The organism is Catellatospora tritici (assembly GCF_019083965.1).
GTDB classification, from domain to species: domain Bacteria; phylum Actinomycetota; class Actinomycetes; order Mycobacteriales; family Micromonosporaceae; genus Catellatospora; species Catellatospora tritici.
In genome coordinates, this window is sequence record NZ_JAHRCY010000005.1 from 451642 (window position 1) to 470817 (window position 19176).

Here is a 19176-nt window from a genome sequence, read left to right on the forward strand (position 1 = left end):
GTGGTACGCCGCCTGCTCAGGCTCACCTCCGGCCGCATCGCCGCCGCCATCCTCATCCTCATCGCGCTGCTGGCCCTGCTCGGGCCGCTGCTGGCCCCGCAGGACCCCCTCGCGGGCAGCGCCGACATCCTCGCCTCACCCGGGTCGCGGCACTGGCTCGGCACCGACTACCTCGGGCGCGACGTGTTCAGTCGACTGCTGGCCGGGTCCCGGCTCAGCGTGCTGGGCGCGATCCAGGTAACCGTCATGGCCCTGCTCGTCGGGGTCATCCCGGGCATCCTGTCGGTCTACCTCGGACGCGCCTTCGAATGGGTCACCCTGCGGCTGGCCGACACCCTGATCGCGCTGCCGTTCCTGGTCTTCGCCGTCGCCGTCACCGCCCTGCTGGGCAACGGCATACCGCAGGCCATGCTCACCGTCGGCATCATGGTCTCGCCGCTGTTCTACCGGGTGTCGCGGGCCGCGACCCTGTCGGTGGCCAGATCCCAGTACGTCGAGGCGGCCATCATCGCCGGGGCGTCGGTCGGCTGGATCGTGCGCAGGCACGTCTGGACCAAGGTGCTGCCCCCGATCGCCATCGCCCTGGCGCACACCACCGGGGTCGGCTTCGTCGTGGTGTCCAGCCTGACCTTCCTCGGCATCGGCGTACGGCCGCCCGCGCCGACGTGGGGCGGGATCCTCGCCTCCGACCTCGGCTTCCTCAGCTACCGGCCGTGGGCGCCGCTGCTGCCCACCGCCCTGATCATGGCCACCGTCTGGGCCTGCAACCTGCTCGCCGACGCGATCCGCGACGTCTCCGGCGAAGCGGGCCGCGCCCTGCTGAACACCAGGAAACTGCGCGGCCGCCTGGCCGCCGCCGGAAGGGGTGCGTGATGAGCGACGCCATACTGCGCCTGACCGACGTCCGGATCCACGACGCCGTCAATGACCGCGACGTCGTCCACGGCGTCTCGTTCGAGCTGACCCCGGGCAAGGTCGTCGGCATCGTCGGGGAGTCCGGCAGCGGCAAGACGCTGACCTGCCGGGCGGTCCTGGGCATCCTGCCGCAGCACTTCTCGGTCACCGGCGGTGCGATCGAGCTGGCCGGGCGCGACACGTCGCGGCTCACCCCGCGCGAGTGGACCGGGCTGCGCGGATCGACCGTCGGAGCCGTCTTCCAGGACCCGGCCTCCTACCTCAACCCGTCCATGCGGATCGGCGCGCAGATCGCCGAGGTCGTCCGGGTGAAGCAGCGCTTGACCCGCCGCGAGGCCAGGCGCCGGGCCATCGAGCTGCTCAGCGCGGTACGGCTGCGCGAACCCGAGCTGGTCTACCGGCAGTACCCGCACGAGTTGTCGGGCGGCATGCTGCAGCGGGTCCTCATCGCCGCCGCGATCGCCGCCGACCCGCAGCTGCTCATCGCCGACGAGGCGACCACCGCACTCGACGTCACCGTGCAGGCCGAGATCCTGGACCTGCTCACCGACCTGCGCGAACGCACCGGCATGGCGCTGATCGTCGTCTCCCACGACCTCGCGGTCGTCGCGCAGCTGTGCGACGAGGTGCTGGTCATGCGCGCCGGGTTCGTCGTCGAGCAGGGCCCCACCGCCCGTGTGCTCTACGACCCCCGGCACGAGTACACCCGCCTGCTCATCGCCGAGCACGAGCAGTACGGCCTGGACCGGTTCCTCGAACCCGCCGAACCCGCCCTCAGCAAGGAGTTCGACCATGTCGGCTGACCCCCGCCCGGTGCTGCAGGTGACCGACCTGGACGTGCACTACCGCCGCGGCGCCGGACGGCTGCACGCCCTGCGCGGCGCGAGCCTGACGGTCGCCCCCGGCGAGACGGTGGGCGTCATCGGGGAGACCGGTTCCGGCAAGTCCACCCTCGCCCGTGCCGTGCTCGGCCTGGTCCGCCCGGCGGCGGGCCGGATCGTGATCGCGGGTGAGGACGTCACCGGCCACTCGGCCCGGCAGTGGCGTGCCCTGCGCCGCCGCGGCGTGCTCCAGTACGTCTTCCAGGATCCGCTGCGCAGCCTGGACCCCGACCTGACCGTCGCCGACTCGCTCGTCGAACCGCTGCTCATCCAGGGCCGGTCCCGCCGCGACGCGGCTGAGCTCGCCCACGCGTACCTGGACCGGGTGCACCTGGACGAGGAGTTGCTGACCCGGTTGCCCGGCGAGCTGTCCGGCGGCCAGCGCCAGCGCGTCGCCGTTGCTCGCGCCCTGGTCACCGATCCCGAACTGATCATCCTCGACGAACCGGTGAGCGCGCTGGACTCGGCCAACCGCGTCCGCGCGCTGGAGCTGCTCAAGGAGCTGCGCGACTCCGGCGCCGCACTGGTGTTCATCTCACACGACCTGGGCTCGGTGGCCGGGATCGCCGACCGGATCGCGGTGCTCTACCAGGGCCGCGTCGTGGAGACGGCCCCGGCCCGGGACCTGGTCAACAACCCGCGGCATCCGTACACCCGCCTGCTCGTCAGCTCCGCGCCGACGCTCAGCTCGGCGGCGGGCGACCGCGCCCGCCGCGAGGCGCTGCGCGAACTCCTGCACGTCTGATCCGAAAGGGAGCCAGCCATGGCCCGTCAACTAAAACTCGCGCTGCGCGCCTACGGCGTCGGCGGCCCCGGGCAGCACAGCCTGTGGAAGGACCCGCGCATACCGAAGAACGCCAGCATCGACATCGACTGGTACATCGCACAGGCCAAAGCCGCCGAGCACGCAAAGTTCGACGCGCTGTTCATCGTCGACAGCCAGTTCATCAACGCGACCTACCCGGCGCACTACCTGAACCGGCTGGAGCCGCTGACGCTGCTGTCGGCGGTGGCGGTGCACACCCGGCACATCGGGCTGGTCGGCACGCTCAGCTCGACGTACAACTCGCCGTTCAACACCGCGCGCCGGTTCGCCTCGCTGGACCAGATCAGCCGGGGTCGGGCCGGGTGGAACGTCGTCACCAGCCTCGACGCGGGCACGTCGAAGAACTACGGCCTGGATCAGCACCTGGACTACGCCACCCGCTACGGCCGGGCCCGCGAGCACGTCGAGGTGGTCCGGGGCCTGTGGGACTCCTACGAGGACGACGCCTTCCCCGCCGACGTGGCGCGCGACGTGTTCCTCGACCCCGCCAAGCTGCACGCCCTCGACCACGAGGGGGAGCACTTCCGCGTGGCCGGGCCGCTGAACATCTCCCGGTCCCCGCAGGGCCAGCCGGTCATCTTCCAGGCCGGGGTGTCCGACGACGGCCGCGACCTGGCCGCCCATGTGGCCGAGGGCATCTACGCCCCCGGCGGAACGCTGGCCGACACCCAGGCGTACTACGCCGACATCAAGCAGCGTACGGCGGCCGTCGGCCGCGACCCCGACCACGTGCTGATCTTCCTCGGGGCACAGCCCGTGGTCGCGGGCACCGACGCCGAGGCGCATCGGCTGTCGCGGGAGATCTACGACGCCGACAACGACTTCGGGCGCAAGCTGGCCGCGTTCGGGCGCGGCTTCGGGGCGTACGACTTCGCGCAGCACGACCTCGACGCGCCGTTCCCAGACGTCGCGGCTCTGGCCGAACGCGGCGGCCGCACCCGCGCCGCCGAGATCCTGCGCCGCGCCCGCGAGCAGCAGCTGACGCTGCGCGAGACCGTGCTGGCGTTCACCGACTACACCCCGTCGCCGTTCACCGGCGACCCGCGCACCGTCGCCGACGCCATCGAGAGCTGGCACGCCCAGCGTGCCTTCGACGGCCTCAACCTGGGCTTTCGCACCCACGACGACCTGGCGCGCTTCGTGGCCGACGTGGTGCCGCTGCTGCAGGCGCGCGGCCTGTTCCGCACCGAGTACGAATCGGACACCCTGCGCGGCAACCTGGGCCTGCCGATCCCGCGCAACCGCCACACCACGCTGGTCGAGGCGGGTGCCCGATGAGCGACGTCCACTTCCCCGCCACCGAACCGCCCGCCGAGACCGACGTGCTCATCGTCGGGGCCGGACCGGTCGGCCTGTCCGCCGCCGTCGAACTGACCGCGCGCGGTGTCTCCGTCGCCGTCGTCGACGCCGCGACCGAGGCGACGCTGGTCCGCGCCGGGGCGATGGGGCACTCGCCCCGCACGGTCGAGCACTTCCGGCGTTGGGGCGTGCTGCAGCGGATCCGGACCGGGTGGACGTTCCCGCCGGAGTGGAACCGAGGCATCCGGCTGGCGACCTCGCTGCTCGGGCACGACCTGATCCCCGACGGCGAGCGGCGCCGGCCGTCGGGCGCCTCGCTGGCCCAGCCGATCCGCCGCCCGCAAACAGCCCTGCAGCAGGCGTTCCTGGACCACCTGGGACTGCACGGGGTGCCGGTCGGCGGCGGCTGGCGGGTCACCGAACTGGACGACACCGGCGACGGCGTGCGCACGACCGTGACGGCCGACGGGCAGACCCGCACCATCGTCTCCCGGTATGTCGTCGGCGCCGACGGCGGCAGCAGCACCGTGCGCCGCCTGGCCGGGATCGAGCGCGAGGGCGAGCACGCCACCGAGCGAATGTTCCGCCTGATCGTCCGGCACCCGCCGGGTGCGCTCGGGGCGGCCCCCAGCGGCACCAACATCGTCTACAACCAGCGCGCGTCGGGGTTCCTCGCCGCGATGAGCCCGACCGAGTGGCGGGTCTACGCCGGGCCGTACCCGCTGGACGTCGAACCGACCGAGGACGAACTGCTGGACATCGCGCGGGCGGCGTTCGGGGTGGCCGACCTGGAGCTGGAGCTGGCGTCGAAGACGACGTACTACCAGGCGACGCGGATCGCCACGACATTCCGCAAGGGACGGGTGCTGCTGGCCGGGGACGCCGCGCACGTGCGCACCCCGGGTGGCAATCTCGGCGAGGGCTTCGGCGACGTGGTCAACCTGGGGTGGAAGCTGGCCGCGGTGCTGGCCGGGCACGGCGGGCAGGCGCTGCTGGACTCGTACGACGCCGAGCGGCGCCCGCACAACCGGCGGGTCGCCGAGCACGCGCTGGACTCGGCGCGGCGCTCGCGGGCGCTGCTGGCGCGCATCCGCGCCGACGGGGTGCCCGACGACTCCGACGACAGCGCGCGGGCGCGGCGGCGCCGGGGCGAGATCGCCGAGCTGCTGGGCGCCGAACCTCGTGGCGAGGCGGTCGGCGTGCTGTTCGACGAGCGCTACGACGCCTCCGGCGTGGTCTGGTACGAGCCCGGCCAGCACGAGACCGACCAGCCGTGGCGCGCGTCGGTCTACACCGACGATCCACGCCCCGGCCACCGGGCCCCCGACGCGTACGTGGACCCGTGGGGCGACACCCTGTACGACCGGCTCGGCCTCGACTTCGGCCTGCTGCTGACGGAACCGGACGCCGAGGTGGCCGAGGCGTTCACCACGGCGGCCGCCGAGCGGGACCTGGGGCTGACGGTGGTGCACCTGCCCGAAGGACCGGCCCGCGAGCGCTACCCCGAGGGCGCGGTGCTGGTGCGGCCCGATCAGCACGTTGCCTGGCGGGGCCGGGCGCTGCCACCGGGCGGGGCCGCCGCCGTCCTCGACCATGTCCTCGGCGTGCGCGCCGCGACCGTACCCGCGAAAGGCACCACCATGTCCTACTTCCTCGACTTCACCGGCCCGGCCGAGCTGCGCACCCGGGGCACCGTCCTGATCGTCCCCGGCCGCGGCGAGAGCGCCTCCGGGTACGTCCGCCTCGGCAGCCGCCTGGCCGCCGACGCCTACCGAGTACGGGTCGTGCCCGCTCCCACGCTGGACGAGCCCGATGTCGACGACTCGTTGGACCGGTTTGCGACGGTGCTCACCGACGCCGTCAAGGGCCTCGGTGACGAGCCGGTGACGCCGCTGGTGCTGCTGGGCGCGGACACCGGCGCGGCCGCCGTGGCGAACCTGGTGGCCCGGTCCGGTCCGGAGGCGCCGTGGTGGCCCGCCGCGGTCGTGCTGGCGGGGCTGCCCGGCTACGCCGAGCACCGGACCGAGGGGTGGGAGGAGGAGCTGGACGGGCGTACGCACTGCCCGGCGCACCGGGGCGTGCTCGGCAACGATCCGACGGTCACGCCGGGTGCGCTGGCCGCGCCGGTGCCGACGCGGCTGCTCGACGGCGCCTACGCGAGCAAGGCGGAGGTGCCGCACCTGATCCTGACCGGCGACACCGACCCGTACGCCGACCGGGAGCGGCTGGCGCAGCTGGCCGGGATCCTGCCGACGGCCCGGCTGGCGGTGGTGCGCGGTGCCCACCACGACGTCCTGAACGACCTGCAACACCGCTCGGTCGCCGCCGAGGTGGTGTCCTTCCTGGAGGCGGTGCGGGCCGAGCAGCCGCTGGAGCGCATCGTCCAGGTGGAGCACAGCACCTGGTGAACAGTGCAGGCCCGACCGAGTGGGTCGCCCGGCGGGGCGTCGGCTAGGTCGCGCTGGGCGAAAGCCCGTCGGCTGCCGCCAGCCGCCGGGCTCGGGAGCGGTCCAGGATCCGGGCGTCGACGAGGTCGTACAGTTCCTGGGCCGCGCTGGTCTCCCCGTGCGCCTCGACCGTGTTGTCGCACCGGGACCAGCGGTCGGCCATCAGCTCGGGGCTGAGGTAGCCGTCGGCGATCGTGCCGACCTGCCACTCCGGCCGACCTGCCGTCTCCCAGCAGCTGTACAAGGTGCCGTCGGAGTTGACGACCGCCCCGGCGGAGCCGCCGAACTCGCCGCAGTACGGGCAGTCGGCCAGCGGTGTGCCCAGCAGCATGACGTCCAGTCCCGCGTCGATCGCCCGGTCCACCAGGGTGAGCAGGCGGTCGGTGACGCCGCCGGTGTGGCGCAGCGCGCCGGTGAACCCGACGCTGAAGTCGCCCACGAGTCCGAACCTGATGGTGGCGCGCTGGGGCAGCGGCAGCGCCGCCAACTGGTCGACCAGGTCCGGCAGGGTGTCGATGTTGGTGGCGGAGACGTTGACCCGGAATCGCCAGCGGATCCCGGTCACCTCGGCCGCGGCCCGGATGTTGGCGATGATGCGGTCGAAGGTGGGGCGGCCGCTGCGCTCGACCCGCACGGTGTCGTGCTCGTCCTGGGCACCGTCGAACGAGACCTGGATGGTCTGCAGGCCGGCCGCCTCCAGTTTCCGGGCCAGCGACGGGGTCAGCAGCACCAGGTTGCTCACCATCTCGGCGCCGCGCAGCCCCAGCGGCGCCAGCCCGCGCAGCAGCCGCAGGCACGCATCGGGCCGCAGCAGCGGCTCACCGCCGAACAGGGTCAGGACCACGCTTTCGCGGCCGAGCTCCCGCATGCGCCGCCGCGTGAACTCGAGGATGTCGTCGACGCCCTGGCTGTCCAGCGAATCGGCGCGGATGCGCGGCGGCCGGAACGTCGACTCCGGCGCCGGGCCGGTGTTCTGGAAGCAGTAGGCGCAGCCGAGGTTGCATCGCGTCGTCGTCAGGACGGTCAGGCCGAACGCGCGTGCCTTCGTCGCGAAGAAGTCCATCTCGTCCAGCCGACTGTGGAACTCCTGGGTCATCCGCCCATTCTGGACGGCATTCTCGGGTAGCCGGGCGTATCGTCGCGTCGTGATAGCCCACCACGCGTCGACGCCCCGGACAAGGCGCAGCTCCATAAACTATTCCCCCGTGCGAAATTACGCTGAGCAAACAAATACGTGCGCCGCACGCCGACAGCGTGCGGCGCACGTGGTCGTGCTACTTGTTGCTGCAGACCAGGTCGCAGTCGGCAAGCTCCACGATCTCGATGGCTTCGGTCACTGCCAGCATGTTCTCCCCGTCTCCGCCCGCGCGGCCTTTCCAACCGCGTCAGGCATGCCTATAGTGGCGGACTGATACGGAGGAATGTAACCGGTCTACTGCAACCGCACAACGGGGGATGTCCATGGATGACTACTTCCATGCACTCGCAGCTCATTACGACACACTGAAAGCGCCCGACCGATACTGGCAATGGGTCGGTATGTCGGTCGACCTGATGGAGGAAGTCGGTATCCCCAACCGACGGCTGCTCGATGTCGGCTGCGGCACCGGCCTGGCCGCGAGCTTCCTGGCGGACCGGGGATTCAGCGTGACCGGGTGCGACATCTCGCCGGACATGGTGGACATCGCCCGAGGTAAAGGGCTGATGGCCGACGTCCGACTGGCCGACATGCGGTCACTGCCGCAGGATCTGGCCGGTTTCGGTGTCGCCACCTGGTTCGGCGACGTGGCCAACCACCTGCTCAGCGAGCAGGATCTGGCGGCGGCCCTGCGGAGCACGGCCGGGGCGCTGGCGCCCGGAGGCCTGCTGGTGTTCGACGTCAACAATCTGTCCAACTACCGTGACCTGTTCGGCGCCAGTGACCTGTCCGACCACGGCGACGTGCTGATCGCCTGGCTCGGACGCACCGAGACGGCCGAGGTCGACGGCCCGGCAGCGGCTGAACTGATCGTGTTCGAACGGGTCGACGGCGAGCTGTGGCGGCGCAGTCGAGGCGCGGTGCAGCAGCGGCACTACAGCATGAAGACCCTCACGCGGCTGCTCGACGAAGCGGGCCTGGACGTCGTCGACGCGGTCGGCCTCCACGGCGGCCGGATGGTGCGTCCGGCGAGCGAGGACGACCCGGGCAAGATCTTCTACGTCGCCCGCAAGCGCTGAAGCGTCTGCGGCGACGAGGTCCACGGGATCGGGCCTGAGTGCGCCCCCACCCGTGGCCACCCCGCGTCCACTGGCCCAGGTAAAACACAGCACCTGGTGAATGGGGTCGCGTCCCAGCATGTAATCCCTATTTGACCGATAGGAGATGTAGGCAGCAAGCTCCCTGCGTGCCCGATCACAGCAACACCTCCGCGACGACATCGCGCCGCCTGCGCACCACCGCCCTGCGGCTCGGGGCCGTCGCGCTGCTCATCGCCCTCTGGTGGGCAGTCGCCGCGGCCGAGATCTGGCCGCCGGTGTTCGTGCCGTCCCCGCAGTCCGTGTGGCAGCAGTTCCTGGACACCACTGGGCTGAGCGACACCGCCCGGCCCGGCTGGGCGGGCTACGGGCTCGGCGAGCACCTGCTCGCGAGCCTGCGGCGCATGGCCCTGGGCTGCGCGTACGGCATCAGCGGCGGGCTGGCCCTCGGCCTGCTGGTCGGGCTGATCCCCGCCGCGTCCACGGTGCTCGGTCCGGCGATCACGTTCCTGCGCACCCTGCCACCGCTGGCCTACCTCAGCCTGCTGGTCATCTGGTTCGGCATCGACGAGGCACCCAAGGTGTGGCTGCTGCTGCTCGCGGCGCTGCCGCCGGTCGCGGTCGCCACCGCCGACGCGGTGCGCGGCGTGCCCGCCGACTACCGGCACGCCGCCCGCTCGCTGGGCACCGGCCGCGCGATGCTCCCGTGGCGGGTGCTGCTGCCCGCCGCCGCGCCGGAGATCCTCACCGGGATCCGGCTCGCGGTCGGCGTCGCGTACACCACCGTGGTCGCCGCCGAGACGATCAACGGGGTGCCGGGCATCGGCGGCATGATCCGCGACGCCCAACGCTACAACCAGACCGACGTCGTCGTGCTCGGCATCATCCTGATCGGTCTGTCCGGCCTGGCCTTCGACGGCCTGCTCCAGCTCGCCCAGCGTCGGCTCACGCCGTGGCGCGGGCGCGTGTGACCCCCATAAATGATGGAAGGAATCCTGTGAACCACTCCGTGGACCGCCGCCGACTGCTGCTGGGTGCCCTGGGACTTGCCGCCGCGCCGGTGCTGGCGGCCTGCACCGGTGACGCCGACCCCGCCCCGGCGGGCAGCGGCGGCACCGCCGCGCCCAAACAGCTGCGCATCGGCTACCAGCTGATCCCCAACGGCGACCTGATCGTCAAGGACCTCGGCTGGCTGGAGAAGGCGCTGCCCGGCACCACGGTGGTGTGGAGCAAGTTCGACTCCGGCGGCGACGTCAACACCGCCATCCTGGCGGGCAGCCTCGACATCGGCCTGGCGGGCAGCAGCCCGGTCGCCCGGGGTCTGGCCGCGCCGCTCAACATCCCGTACGCCGTGCCGTGGATCTTCGACGTGATCGGCGACAACGAGTCGCTGGTGGTCAAGCCGGAGATCGCCGACCTGGCCGGGCTGGCGGGCAAGAAGGTGGCCACGCCGTTCTCGTCCACCTCGCACTACAGCCTGCTGGCCGCGCTGGCCGACGCCGGGGTGCCGGAGCACAGTGTGAAGATCATCGACCTGGAGCCGCCGGAGATCCAGGCGGCCTGGCAGCGCGGCGACATCGACGGCGCTTACGTGTGGACGCCGGTGCTCGCCGAGCTGCGCAAGACCGGCAAGGTGCTGGTCACCAGCCGCCAGCTGGCGGCCAAGGGCAAGCTCACCGCCGACCTGGCCGTGGTGCGCACCGAGTTTCTCCAGCAGTACCCGCAGGTGGTCAAGGTCTGGATCCAGCAGCAGGACCGGGCCGTCAAGCTCGTCCGCAGCGACAAGACCGCCGCCGCACAGGCCGTCGGCCGCCAGCTCAACCTCGACTTCGACGAGGCCGGGGCGCAGCTGTCCGAACTGGTGCTGCTCGACGCCGCCGAGCAGGCCGGACCCGACTACCTGGGCACCCCGGCCGCGCCCGGCAAGCTGGCCGACAACCTGCACTCGGCCGCCGAGTTCCTGACCGCGCAGGGCAAGCTCACCGCCGCGCCAAGCCTCGACGTGTACCGCAAGGGCCTGGCCACGCAGGCGCTCGCCGATGCCAAGGCCTGAGCATGCCGTCCCGGACAGTGCCACCGCCGCGGCGGTGGCACTGTCCGGGGTGCGGCACCACTACCGCGCCGGCGGCCGCGACGTGCTCGCCCTGGACGGGATCGACCTGCTGGTGCAGCCCGGCGAGGCGCTGGCCGTGGTCGGTCCGTCCGGCTGCGGCAAGAGCACGCTGCTGCGCATGATCGCCGGGTTCCTGCGCCCCACGCACGGCCGGATCAGCGTCGGCGGAACTCCGGTGACCCGGCCGGGTCCCGACCGCGGCGTGGTGTTCCAGCAACCGCGGCTGTTCCCATGGCTGTCGGTGCGCGACAACGTGGCATACGGACTGCGTGAGGCGGGGGTCCCGCGCCGGGCGCGGCTGGCGCGCGTGGCGGAGCTGCTGGAGCTGGTAGGGCTGGGCGACGTCGGCGGGCTGCGGCCGTACGAGCTGTCCGGCGGCATGCAGCAGCGCGCGGCGATCGCCCGCGCGCTGGCGCCCGATCCGGCATCCTGCTGCTCGACGAGCCGTTCGCGGCGCTGGACGCGCTGACCCGCGAGCGGCTGCAGGAGGAGCTGCGCCAGATCTGGCTGCGTACTGGCAAGACGCTGGTGCTGGTCACGCACAGCGTGGACGAGGCGGCACTGCTGGGCAGCCGGATCATCGTGCTGAGCCCCCGGCCCGGCACGGTGGTGCTGGACGAGCGGTCGGAACTGCCGCGCGCCGAGCACCCGCGCACGGAACCGGCGTTCGCGCCGCGGCGAGAGCAGATCCTGGCAGCGGTGCGCGGCGAAGCGCACCTGAACAAGTTCACATTTAGATAAACATCTTTCAATTCGTCACGCATTGCCGGAGGAATCACCCCGCCGTACGGTCGCCTGTGCGGCGCCTCCGACAACCGCCGCAGAACGGGGTAAAAGACATGGCCGACACCATCGACCGGCGCGGCGTGCTGCGCGCGCTCGGCGCCGCCGGGCTCGGCGCCGCCACCGGCTGGGCGGTCGGCGCGGAAGCGGCCGAGGGCGCCACCCCGCCGAACGTGATCGTCGTGCTCATCGACGACCTCGCCCGACGGGAGCTGGGCTGCTACGGCAACACCTTCAACGAGACGCCGCACATGGACCGGCTGGCCGCCGACGGCACCCGGTTCACCCACGGCTACTCGGCCGCGCCGGTCTGCTCGCCGACCCGGGCCAGCATCGTGACCGGCCAGTATCCGGCCCGGGTGGGCATCACCGAGTTCCTCGGCCCGTCCGGGGACGACTTCCTGCCGACCAGCTTCCAGACCCTGCCCGAGACGCTGCGCGGCGCCGGGTACCGCACCGGACTCATCGGCAAGTGGCACCTGTCCGAGACGTACACCGGCGAGGTCCGCGACCGCCCCGGCAACCCGTGGTCGCACGGCTTCACCGACGTGATCGCCTCGGAGCAGAAGTACATCGCCGACGGCGACTACTTCCACCCGTACTTCATGCTGCCGGACCTGCCGCAGCGCAAGCCGAACGAGTACCTCACCGACCGGCTCAACCTGGAGGCGGTCGACTTCATCACCTCCGCCCACCAGCAGGGCACCCCGTTCTACCTGCAGCTGTGCCACTACGCCACCCATGCCGCGCTGGCCGCCCCGCAGGCGCTGGTCGACAAGTACGCGGCCAAGCCCAACGCGGGACAGCCGGGCCGCAACGCCGTCCTGGCCGCGATGCTGGAGGTGATCGACGACGGGGTCGGCGCGATCCGGGCCACCCTCGACCGGCTCGGCATCGCCGGGAACACGGTGATCCTGCTGCTGTCGGACAACGGCGGCGACGGCGCCGTGGCACCCAGCACGCCGCTACGCGGCGCCAAGGCCACGCTGTACGAGGGTGGCGTGCGCGTACCCATGATCGCCTACCACCCCGCCGGGCCGAGCGGGCGCGTCGTGGACACCCCGTTCAGCACGGTCGACTTCATGCCGACGCTGCTGGACACGACCGGCGTGGCCCGACCGGCCGGCGTCAAGCTGGACGGGGTCAGCTTCGCGGGCCTGCTCACCGGCGGCCCGGCACCGGCGCGCGACACCCTGTTCTGGGTCTACCCGCACTGGCACAACCCGGGCGCGCCGACCGCGTCCGTCCGCCGAGGGAACTACAAACTGCTGCGGTACCTGCACGACAACCGCGTCGAGCTGTACGACCTGGCCGCCGATCCCGGCGAGGCGACCAACCTGGCCGCCGCCCAGCCCGCCAAGGTGCAGGAACTACGGGCGGCGCTGGACGCGCACCTGCGCGACGTCGACTTCTTCCCGCCGGAGCCGTCTCCGGCCAACCTGCCGACGCTCGTGCTGGAGCAGGAGTTCGACAGCGGACTGGGCGGGTTCACCGTGCTGGCCGCGGCACCGGAGCAGCGGGCCGGCACAGTCCAGGCGGCGGGCGGGCTGCTGACCGTCTCCGCCGACGGGGCACCCGCGTTCGCGCTGCTGCGCTCCAACGTGGCCGCCACGCATACCGACGTCGCGGCGATCGTCAGCCAGCGCACGTACGCCAACGCGGCCACGACCGACCAGGACACCCTGTTCGCGGGACTGATCAAGGACGCGAACAACTACTTCCTGGCCTGGTACAACCACAGGTCGAAGCGGGTCGGCTGGGACGTCCGCGTCGGCGGCACCCTGACGGGGAACCGCGTCACCCAGCTCGACGCGAAGATCAACTATCCGGGTCCGAACGCCCGTCTGGCCTGCCAGCTGCACGGCGACCAGCTCACCGCGTACGCCATCGGCAACAGCGGTGGGTGGCAGTACCTGTTCACCGCCGACGTCGGCCGGTTCGCCCGCCTGGACGACCCGGCCGTGCGCGCGCAGTACAAGTACGGCTTCGGCGTCCGGCTCGACGGCGGCACCATCGCGGTGGAACGCTTCGCGGTCCGCCGCCGCTGAACCACACCCGAGTGCGGGCCTGGCCGTGAAGGGCCGGGCCCGCACTGGTTCCGCCCCGCCTACCGTGCGGCGACCCTGTCGCCGGGGCGGGCGTCCGCGTGGACCGGCCCGGCGAGCGCGTGGCGGGCGTAGGCGCGCACGTCGGCGTCGACGTCGGCCAGCGCACCCGCCAGGGCCTCGGCGAAGAGGGGCTCGTGCAGTGCCATCGCCCGCACCGCCGCCTTGCGGACGTCGGCGTTCGGATCGGTGGCCAGCGACCTCAGCTCATCGGCGGCCACCGGGCCGAGCGCTGCGGCCACCCCGGCGCGGACCTGCCACGCGGTGTCGGCGACCGCCCGCAGCGCCAGCCCGGTCAGGATCTCGTCCGGTCCGGCCGCGGCCGAGGTGAACGCAGCGGCACGGACCAGTGGCTCGACGTCGACCGCGAGGATCGCCAGCACCTCGGTTCCGCCCACCGTCCGCAGCCCGTGCGCGACGGCCACGCGCACCTCGCGGTCCGGATCGGCGGCCGCGTCGGCCAGACCGGCCGCGTCGTCGAGGCGGACCAGACCGAGCACGGCCTTGAGTCGTACCTGGACGTCGGTGTCGGTGAGGAACCTGCGGAACTCGGCGGACACACCCTCGCCGGTCTGCCGCAGCAGGTCCAGCGCGATCGCCCGGACGGCGGCGTCGGTGCTGCCCAGCGCGGCGCGCAGGGCCAGCCCGGCGGGTAGCACGTCGGACAGCTCCTGCAGGCCCGCGACCGCCGCCGCCCGGACCCCCGCGTCCTGATCGGCCAGCGCGTGCACGAGCGTGGCCGCGGTGCCCTCCGGTGCCGCCTCCACGAGCGCGACCAGGGCGGTGCGGCGCACCTCGGCGTCCTGGTCACCCAGGTAGGGCGCGAAGGCCGCCAGGTTCGGATCCTGCTCGGCCAGCCGGACGACCTCCAGCAGCCGCCGGGTGGCCTTGGCCGTGGTGCCCCGGGCGACCGGCCCGGCGACGGCCGTCCGGTACGCGGGCACCGGCGCCACCAGCACCTGCGGCGGTGCCGCGACCGGGGTGAACCCGTCGACCGGCACCAGGTAGTCGGCGACGGGCCGCTTGAGGAACTCCATCCGCCCGTCACCGCCCTTGCGCAGATTGAGGTGGAACAGCCACTGCTCGTCGTCGCGCTCGGTGTGGTCCAGCCGCTCGTGGTAGAGACCCCACCTGCTCTCGGTACGGGTCAGCGAGGCGCGGGCGGCCATCTCGGCGCAGTCGCGGATGAACGTCACCTCCACGCAGCGCATCAGCTCGTGCGGCGTGCGGGCCCCCAGCCGGTCGATGTCGGCGCGGATGCGCTCGAACGCCTCCACCGCCAGATCCAGCTTGGCCGCCGACTTCGGCGGGGCGACGTAGTCGTTGACGAACCGGCGCAGTTTGTACTCGACCTGCTGCTGCGGCAGCCCGTCCGGGTTGCCCAGCGGCCGGTAGACCAGCTCGTGCGCGGCCTCGATCTGGTCCTGCGGCAGCGGCGCCGGGTCCACGTCCAGCCCGGCCGCGTGCGTGCCCGCGAGGTCGCCGAACACGAACGCGCCGATCATGTAGTTGTGCGGGACGCAGGCCAGGTCGCCCGCTGCGTACAGGCCGGGCACGGTGGTGGCGCCGTGCTCGTCGACCCACACCCCGGAGGCCGAGTGCCCGCCGCACAGGCCGATCTCGGAGATGTGCATCTCGACGTCGTGGGTGCGGTAGTCGTGGCCGCGTCCGGCGTGGAACGTGCCCCGGGTCGGCCGCTCGGTGGAGTGCAGGATGCCTTCCAGCTTGGCGATCGTCTCCTCCGGCAGGTGACTGAGCTTGAGGTAGATCGGCGCCCGGTCGGTGCCCAGCTCCCGGGCCACCTCGGCCATCATCTGCCCGGACCAGTAGTCGGAGTCGACGAACCGCTCACCCCGGTTGTTGACCTGGTAGCCGCCGAACGGGTTCGCCACGTAAGCGCAGGCCGGACCGTTGTAGTCCTTGATCAGCGGGTTGATCTGGAAGCACTCGATGCCCGACAGCTCGGCCCCGGCGTGGTAGGCCATCGAGTGGCCGTCCCCGGCGTTGGTCGGGTTCTCGTACGTGCCGTAGAGGTACCCGCTGGCGGGCAGCCCGAGCCGCCCGCTGGCCCCGGTCGCCAGGATCACCGCCTTGGCCGACACCGTGGCGAACTCGCCGGTGCGAGTGTGCAGCGCGGCCACCCCGGCGGCGCGGCCTTCGGCGGTCAGCACCCGTACCGGCATCAGCCGGTTCTCGATCCGGATCCGGTCGCGCATGCGGCGTTCCCGCAGCACCCGGTAGAGCACCTTCTTGATGTCGCGGCCCTCCGGCATCGGCAGCACGTAGCTGCCGGAGCGGTGCACCTGGCGCACCGCGTACTCCCCGTAGGCGTCCTTCTCGAACTTGACGCCGTAGCCCTCCAGGCGCCGCACCATGTCATAGCCCCGGCTGGCCGTCTGGTAGACCGTCTTCTGGTTGACGATCCCGTCGTTGGCCAGCGTGATCTCGCGTACGTAGTCCTCCGGTACCGCCTTGCCCGGGATGACGGCGTTGTTCACCCCGTCCATGCCCATCGCCAGCGCGCCCGAGTGGCGTACGTGCGCCTTCTCCAGCACGATCACCCGGGCACCGTGCTCCGCGGCCGACAGGGCCGCCATCGTCCCGGCCGTCCCCCCACCCACCACGATCACGTCGCAGTCGAGCTGGAGGCGGTCGGTCAGGCTCGCAGGCTGCATAGGATCTCTTCCTTCGTGGCGGTGCCGCCGTCGAGGACCGCCTCGACGCCGCGCGGGGTGAGGACCGCGATCCGGTCCCCGAGGATCAGTGCCTCGTCGACGTCGTGGGTGACGAAGACGACGGTGGCGGGATTGGCGGCGCGCAGCTGCAGCAGCATCTGCTGCATCGCGGCGCGGGTCTGCGCGTCGAGCGCACCGAACGGCTCGTCCATCAGGATCGCCCGCGGCTGCGCGGCCAGTGTGCGGGCCAACTGCACCCGCTGGCGCTGCCCGCCGGACAGCTGGGCGGGCAGGCGGTCCTCGTGTCCGCTGAGCCCGACCTCGGCGAGCCAGTGTCCGCTGTGCCGACGGCGGTCGGGGGCCTTGCGGATGGCCAGGGCAAGTTCCACGTTGCGCCGGGCCGAGCGCCAGGGCAGCAGCGCGTCCTCCTGGAACACCAGCGCGCGGTCGCTGGACGGGCCGTGCACCGGCATTCCGTCGGCGAGGATCCGCCCGGCCCGCGCGGGCAGCAGTCCGGCCAGGGCACGCAGCAGGGTGGACTTGCCGCAACCGGAGCCGCCGACCACGACTAGGGTCTCGCCGCTGCGCACCTGGAGATCGAGCCCGGCCACGACGGGATCGCCGCCGTACCCGAGGGTCACGCCGGACAGTTCGAATCTCATCGTGCCTCGTCTTTCAGGCTCGCGGGCAGCCAGCGGGTGGCCCGCCGCCCGACCCGCTCCACGGCCGAGGAGGTCAGCCAGCCCAGCACGCCGATCGTGAGCATGCCCACCAGCACGCCGGGATAGTCGACGATCGTGTACGCCTTCCAGGTCCGGTAGCCGACCCCGAAATCACCGGAGATCATCTCGGCGGAGATGACGCAGATCCAGGACACCCCGATGCCGACCGACAGCCCGCTGAACACCCCCGGCAGCGCGCCGGGCAGCACCACGCTGGCCAGGGTGCGCCAGCGGCCGCCACCGATGGTCCGGATGGCGTCCTCCCACACCGTGGGCAGCGCCCGCACCGCGTGCCGGGTGCTGACCAGGATCGGGAAGAACGCCGACACGAACGTGATGAACACGATGCCCTGCTCGTTGGTGGGGAACAGCAGGATCGCCACCGGTACCAGCGCGATCGCCGGAATGGGCCGCACCACCTCGAACAACGGCTGCAGCACGTCGGCCAGCAGCCGCGACCGTCCGATCGCGACGCCGAGTCCGATGCCGAACACCGCCGCGAGGCCGAAGCCAGTGAGGATGCGCACCAGGCTCTGTGCGACGTCCTGGTAGTACACCGGCTGCGACAGTTGGCGCACCAGCTCCTGCCACACCTCGACCGGGGTGGGCAGGCGGTCGAACCGCACCCACAGCCGCACGTCGGCGGCGGTCACCCACTGCCACGCGGCCACGGCCGCGGCCAGGGTGCCCAGCCGCACCGCCCAGCGGGCCCGGTAGCGGGTCCGGCGCCTGCCGCCCGCGGTGGCGGGCGGGGCCTGGGTCTGCTCCAGCAGCGCGGTCATGCCCGCGCCACGGCCTGGGCGTAGGGCACAACCCGGGCGCCGGGGTGGGCGGCGGTGTAGGCGTCGGCGGCCGTGCGGGTGACGAACGGCTTGAAGCGCTCGTCGGCGGGCGCGGCCGGGTCCTCGACCCAGCGGCTCCGGTCGGCGAACCAGCGGGTCCCGGTGACCGCGTCGGGCACGTAGGCCACGCGCGGCTTCTCCTTGCGTACGGCGCGCAGCAGGCACGTCGGGGTGGCGGCCGGTTTGGTCCGGTCGGCACCGACCGGCCAGATCTCGCTCGCGAGCGCGGGATCGGTGACCGGTCGGCCGCACACCTCGTCGGTGCCGGTGATCGCGGCCCGGTTCGCGGTGGCGGCGAAGTCGGCGTCGTACTGGTCGCCGTAGACGGCCCTGAGATAGCTGTCGTCGACGAAGGCGGCCAGGTCGATGGACTGGAGCACCCCGATGGACTTCAGGAACGGCACGTCGTGGGCGTGCGCGTCCCGCAGGACCTGCTTGAGCTGCACGTCGAAGGTGACCTGGCCACCCGCGCCGTTGTAGAGGTAGACCACCTCGGGTGGCAGGCCGGTCGCGTCGGCGACGCTCTGCGCGGCCGCGAGCGGGTCGGCCCACAGGAATCTCGTCGCGTCGAGCTGTGCCTTCAGGAAGGCCTTGACCACGTCCGGGTTGTCCCTGGCGTACGACTCGCGCACCACGACACCGTGGAACGTGGGCACCTTCAGGTCGCCGCCGTCGTAGAGGGGCTGTGCCTCGCCGCGGTGGACCAGCAGGGCGGGCCAGGCGACGAACTGCGACAGCGCGACCACGTTGCCGGACTGCAGGGCGGAGGCGCCGACCTGCGGGACCTGGTTCTCCACCCGGACGTCGGTGACGCCGTAGCGTTCCAGGGCCTGCACGAGGGTGCCGTGCGCGGCCGAGCCGACGCTGGTGGAGACGGCCTTGCCCTTGAGGTCGCCGAGGCTGGTGATCTTCGAACCGGGCGTGGTCACCACCATGTTCAGCGCCCCGCGGATGTTGAAGCCGGTGGCGGAGATCAGTTTGGTGCGGGTCTCGGCGTTCTGCTGGCCGCGGGAGCCGTTGATCAGCAGCGGGTAGTCCCCCATCGACCCGATGTCGATCTTCCCGGCGATCATCTGGGCGGTGATCGGGGCGCCGGTGTCGTAGTCCTGCCACACGACCTGGAACTTCTTACCCGTGATCTCGGCCAGCCGCTTCTCGAAGAAGCCCTGGGCCTTCAGCAGCGTGCCGGCGGTGACGGTGTTGATGGTCTTGGACTGGTAGCCGACCACCACCTGCTGCGCGTCGCCGTCGGCCGCGTTGCCTGCGACGGTGCAGCCGCTGGTCGCCGCGACCGCGGCGGCGAGGGCGAGTATCGCGATCCTGCGCATCTGGA

The 19176-nt window shown here is 72.2% G+C and carries 16 protein-coding genes; 11 read left to right on the top strand and 5 right to left on the bottom strand.

Features of this window, described 5'->3' with window-relative positions:
• Genes KUA19_RS14350 through KUA19_RS14370 form a run of 5 tightly spaced genes read left to right on the top strand, consistent with a single transcriptional unit; the run spans position 1 to position 6329 of the window.
• The gene (locus tag KUA19_RS14350; protein WP_217396515.1) at positions 1-873 is read left to right on the top strand and encodes an ABC transporter permease; all 873 of its coding nucleotides are present in this window, start codon (positions 1-3) and stop codon (positions 871-873) included.
• A complete protein-coding gene (locus tag KUA19_RS14355) occupies positions 873-1718 on the top strand; it encodes an ABC transporter ATP-binding protein (protein ID WP_217396516.1) in 846 nt (281 codons plus the stop codon). Before KUA19_RS14350 ends, KUA19_RS14355 begins: the two co-directional genes overlap by 1 nt.
• Positions 1708-2541, top strand: a complete 834-nt coding sequence (locus KUA19_RS14360) for an ABC transporter ATP-binding protein (RefSeq protein WP_217396517.1) — start codon at positions 1708-1710, stop codon at positions 2539-2541. The genes KUA19_RS14355 and KUA19_RS14360 overlap by 11 nt, the downstream gene beginning before the upstream one ends.
• Before the next feature lie 18 nt (positions 2542-2559).
• Positions 2560-3900 (top strand): NtaA/DmoA family FMN-dependent monooxygenase, encoded by a 1341-nt coding sequence (locus KUA19_RS14365; protein WP_217396519.1) that lies wholly within the window; start codon positions 2560-2562, stop codon positions 3898-3900.
• The gene (locus KUA19_RS14370; RefSeq protein ID WP_217396520.1) at positions 3897-6329 is read left to right on the top strand and encodes an FAD-dependent oxidoreductase; all 2433 of its coding nucleotides are present in this window, start codon (positions 3897-3899) and stop codon (positions 6327-6329) included. Before KUA19_RS14365 ends, KUA19_RS14370 begins: the two co-directional genes overlap by 4 nt.
• A gap of 43 nt (positions 6330-6372) precedes the next feature.
• On the opposite strand, the gene KUA19_RS14375 is transcribed toward KUA19_RS14370, so the two are convergent.
• Entirely contained in the window at positions 6373-7464 is a 1092-nt protein-coding gene (locus KUA19_RS14375; protein ID WP_217396522.1) for a radical SAM protein, read from the bottom strand.
• 443 nt (positions 7465-7907) lie between these two features.
• Here KUA19_RS14375 and KUA19_RS14380 point away from each other — a divergent pair, with 443 nt between their 5' ends.
• From KUA19_RS14380 to KUA19_RS14400, 6 genes are all read left to right on the top strand, one after another.
• Positions 7908-8585, top strand: a complete 678-nt coding sequence (locus tag KUA19_RS14380) for a class I SAM-dependent DNA methyltransferase (protein WP_217396524.1) — start codon at positions 7908-7910, stop codon at positions 8583-8585.
• 167 nt (positions 8586-8752) lie between these two features.
• Positions 8753-9574, top strand: a complete 822-nt coding sequence (locus tag KUA19_RS14385) for an ABC transporter permease (protein ID WP_217396525.1) — start codon at positions 8753-8755, stop codon at positions 9572-9574.
• A 26-nt stretch (positions 9575-9600) separates the two neighbouring features.
• On the top strand, positions 9601-10656 hold the full coding sequence (locus tag KUA19_RS14390; protein ID WP_308167450.1) for a taurine ABC transporter substrate-binding protein: 1056 nt from the start codon (positions 9601-9603) through the stop codon (positions 10654-10656).
• Positions 10643-11185: an ABC transporter ATP-binding protein gene (locus KUA19_RS14395; protein ID WP_254549325.1), complete on the top strand. Its 543-nt coding sequence runs from the start codon at positions 10643-10645 to the stop codon at positions 11183-11185. The genes KUA19_RS14390 and KUA19_RS14395 overlap by 14 nt, the downstream gene beginning before the upstream one ends.
• A 59-nt stretch (positions 11186-11244) precedes the next feature.
• The gene (locus KUA19_RS42785) at positions 11245-11457 is read left to right on the top strand and encodes a hypothetical protein (protein WP_254549327.1); all 213 of its coding nucleotides are present in this window, start codon (positions 11245-11247) and stop codon (positions 11455-11457) included.
• A gap of 98 nt (positions 11458-11555) precedes the next feature.
• Entirely contained in the window at positions 11556-13547 is a 1992-nt protein-coding gene (locus KUA19_RS14400) for a sulfatase (RefSeq protein ID WP_217396527.1), read from the top strand.
• A gap of 59 nt (positions 13548-13606) precedes the next feature.
• On the opposite strand, the gene KUA19_RS14405 is transcribed toward KUA19_RS14400, so the two are convergent.
• Genes KUA19_RS14405 through KUA19_RS14420 form a run of 4 tightly spaced genes read right to left on the bottom strand, consistent with a single transcriptional unit; the run spans position 13607 to position 19171 of the window.
• The gene (locus KUA19_RS14405) at positions 13607-16279 is read right to left on the bottom strand and encodes a fumarate reductase/succinate dehydrogenase flavoprotein subunit (protein ID WP_217396528.1); all 2673 of its coding nucleotides are present in this window, start codon (positions 16277-16279) and stop codon (positions 13607-13609) included.
• Positions 16261-16941 carry an ABC transporter ATP-binding protein gene (locus KUA19_RS14410; RefSeq protein ID WP_217396530.1) on the bottom strand — a complete coding sequence of 227 codons (681 nt, stop codon included), beginning with the start codon at positions 16939-16941 and terminating at the stop codon, positions 16261-16263. The genes KUA19_RS14405 and KUA19_RS14410 overlap by 19 nt, the downstream gene beginning before the upstream one ends.
• The gene (locus tag KUA19_RS14415) at positions 16938-17783 is read right to left on the bottom strand and encodes an ABC transporter permease (protein WP_217396531.1); all 846 of its coding nucleotides are present in this window, start codon (positions 17781-17783) and stop codon (positions 16938-16940) included. The genes KUA19_RS14410 and KUA19_RS14415 overlap by 4 nt, the downstream gene beginning before the upstream one ends.
• Complete coding sequence (locus KUA19_RS14420) at positions 17780-19171, bottom strand: ABC transporter substrate-binding protein (protein WP_217396533.1); 1392 nt, start codon at positions 19169-19171, stop codon at positions 17780-17782. Before KUA19_RS14420 ends, KUA19_RS14415 begins: the two co-directional genes overlap by 4 nt.
• Positions 19172-19176 lie beyond the last annotated feature (5 nt).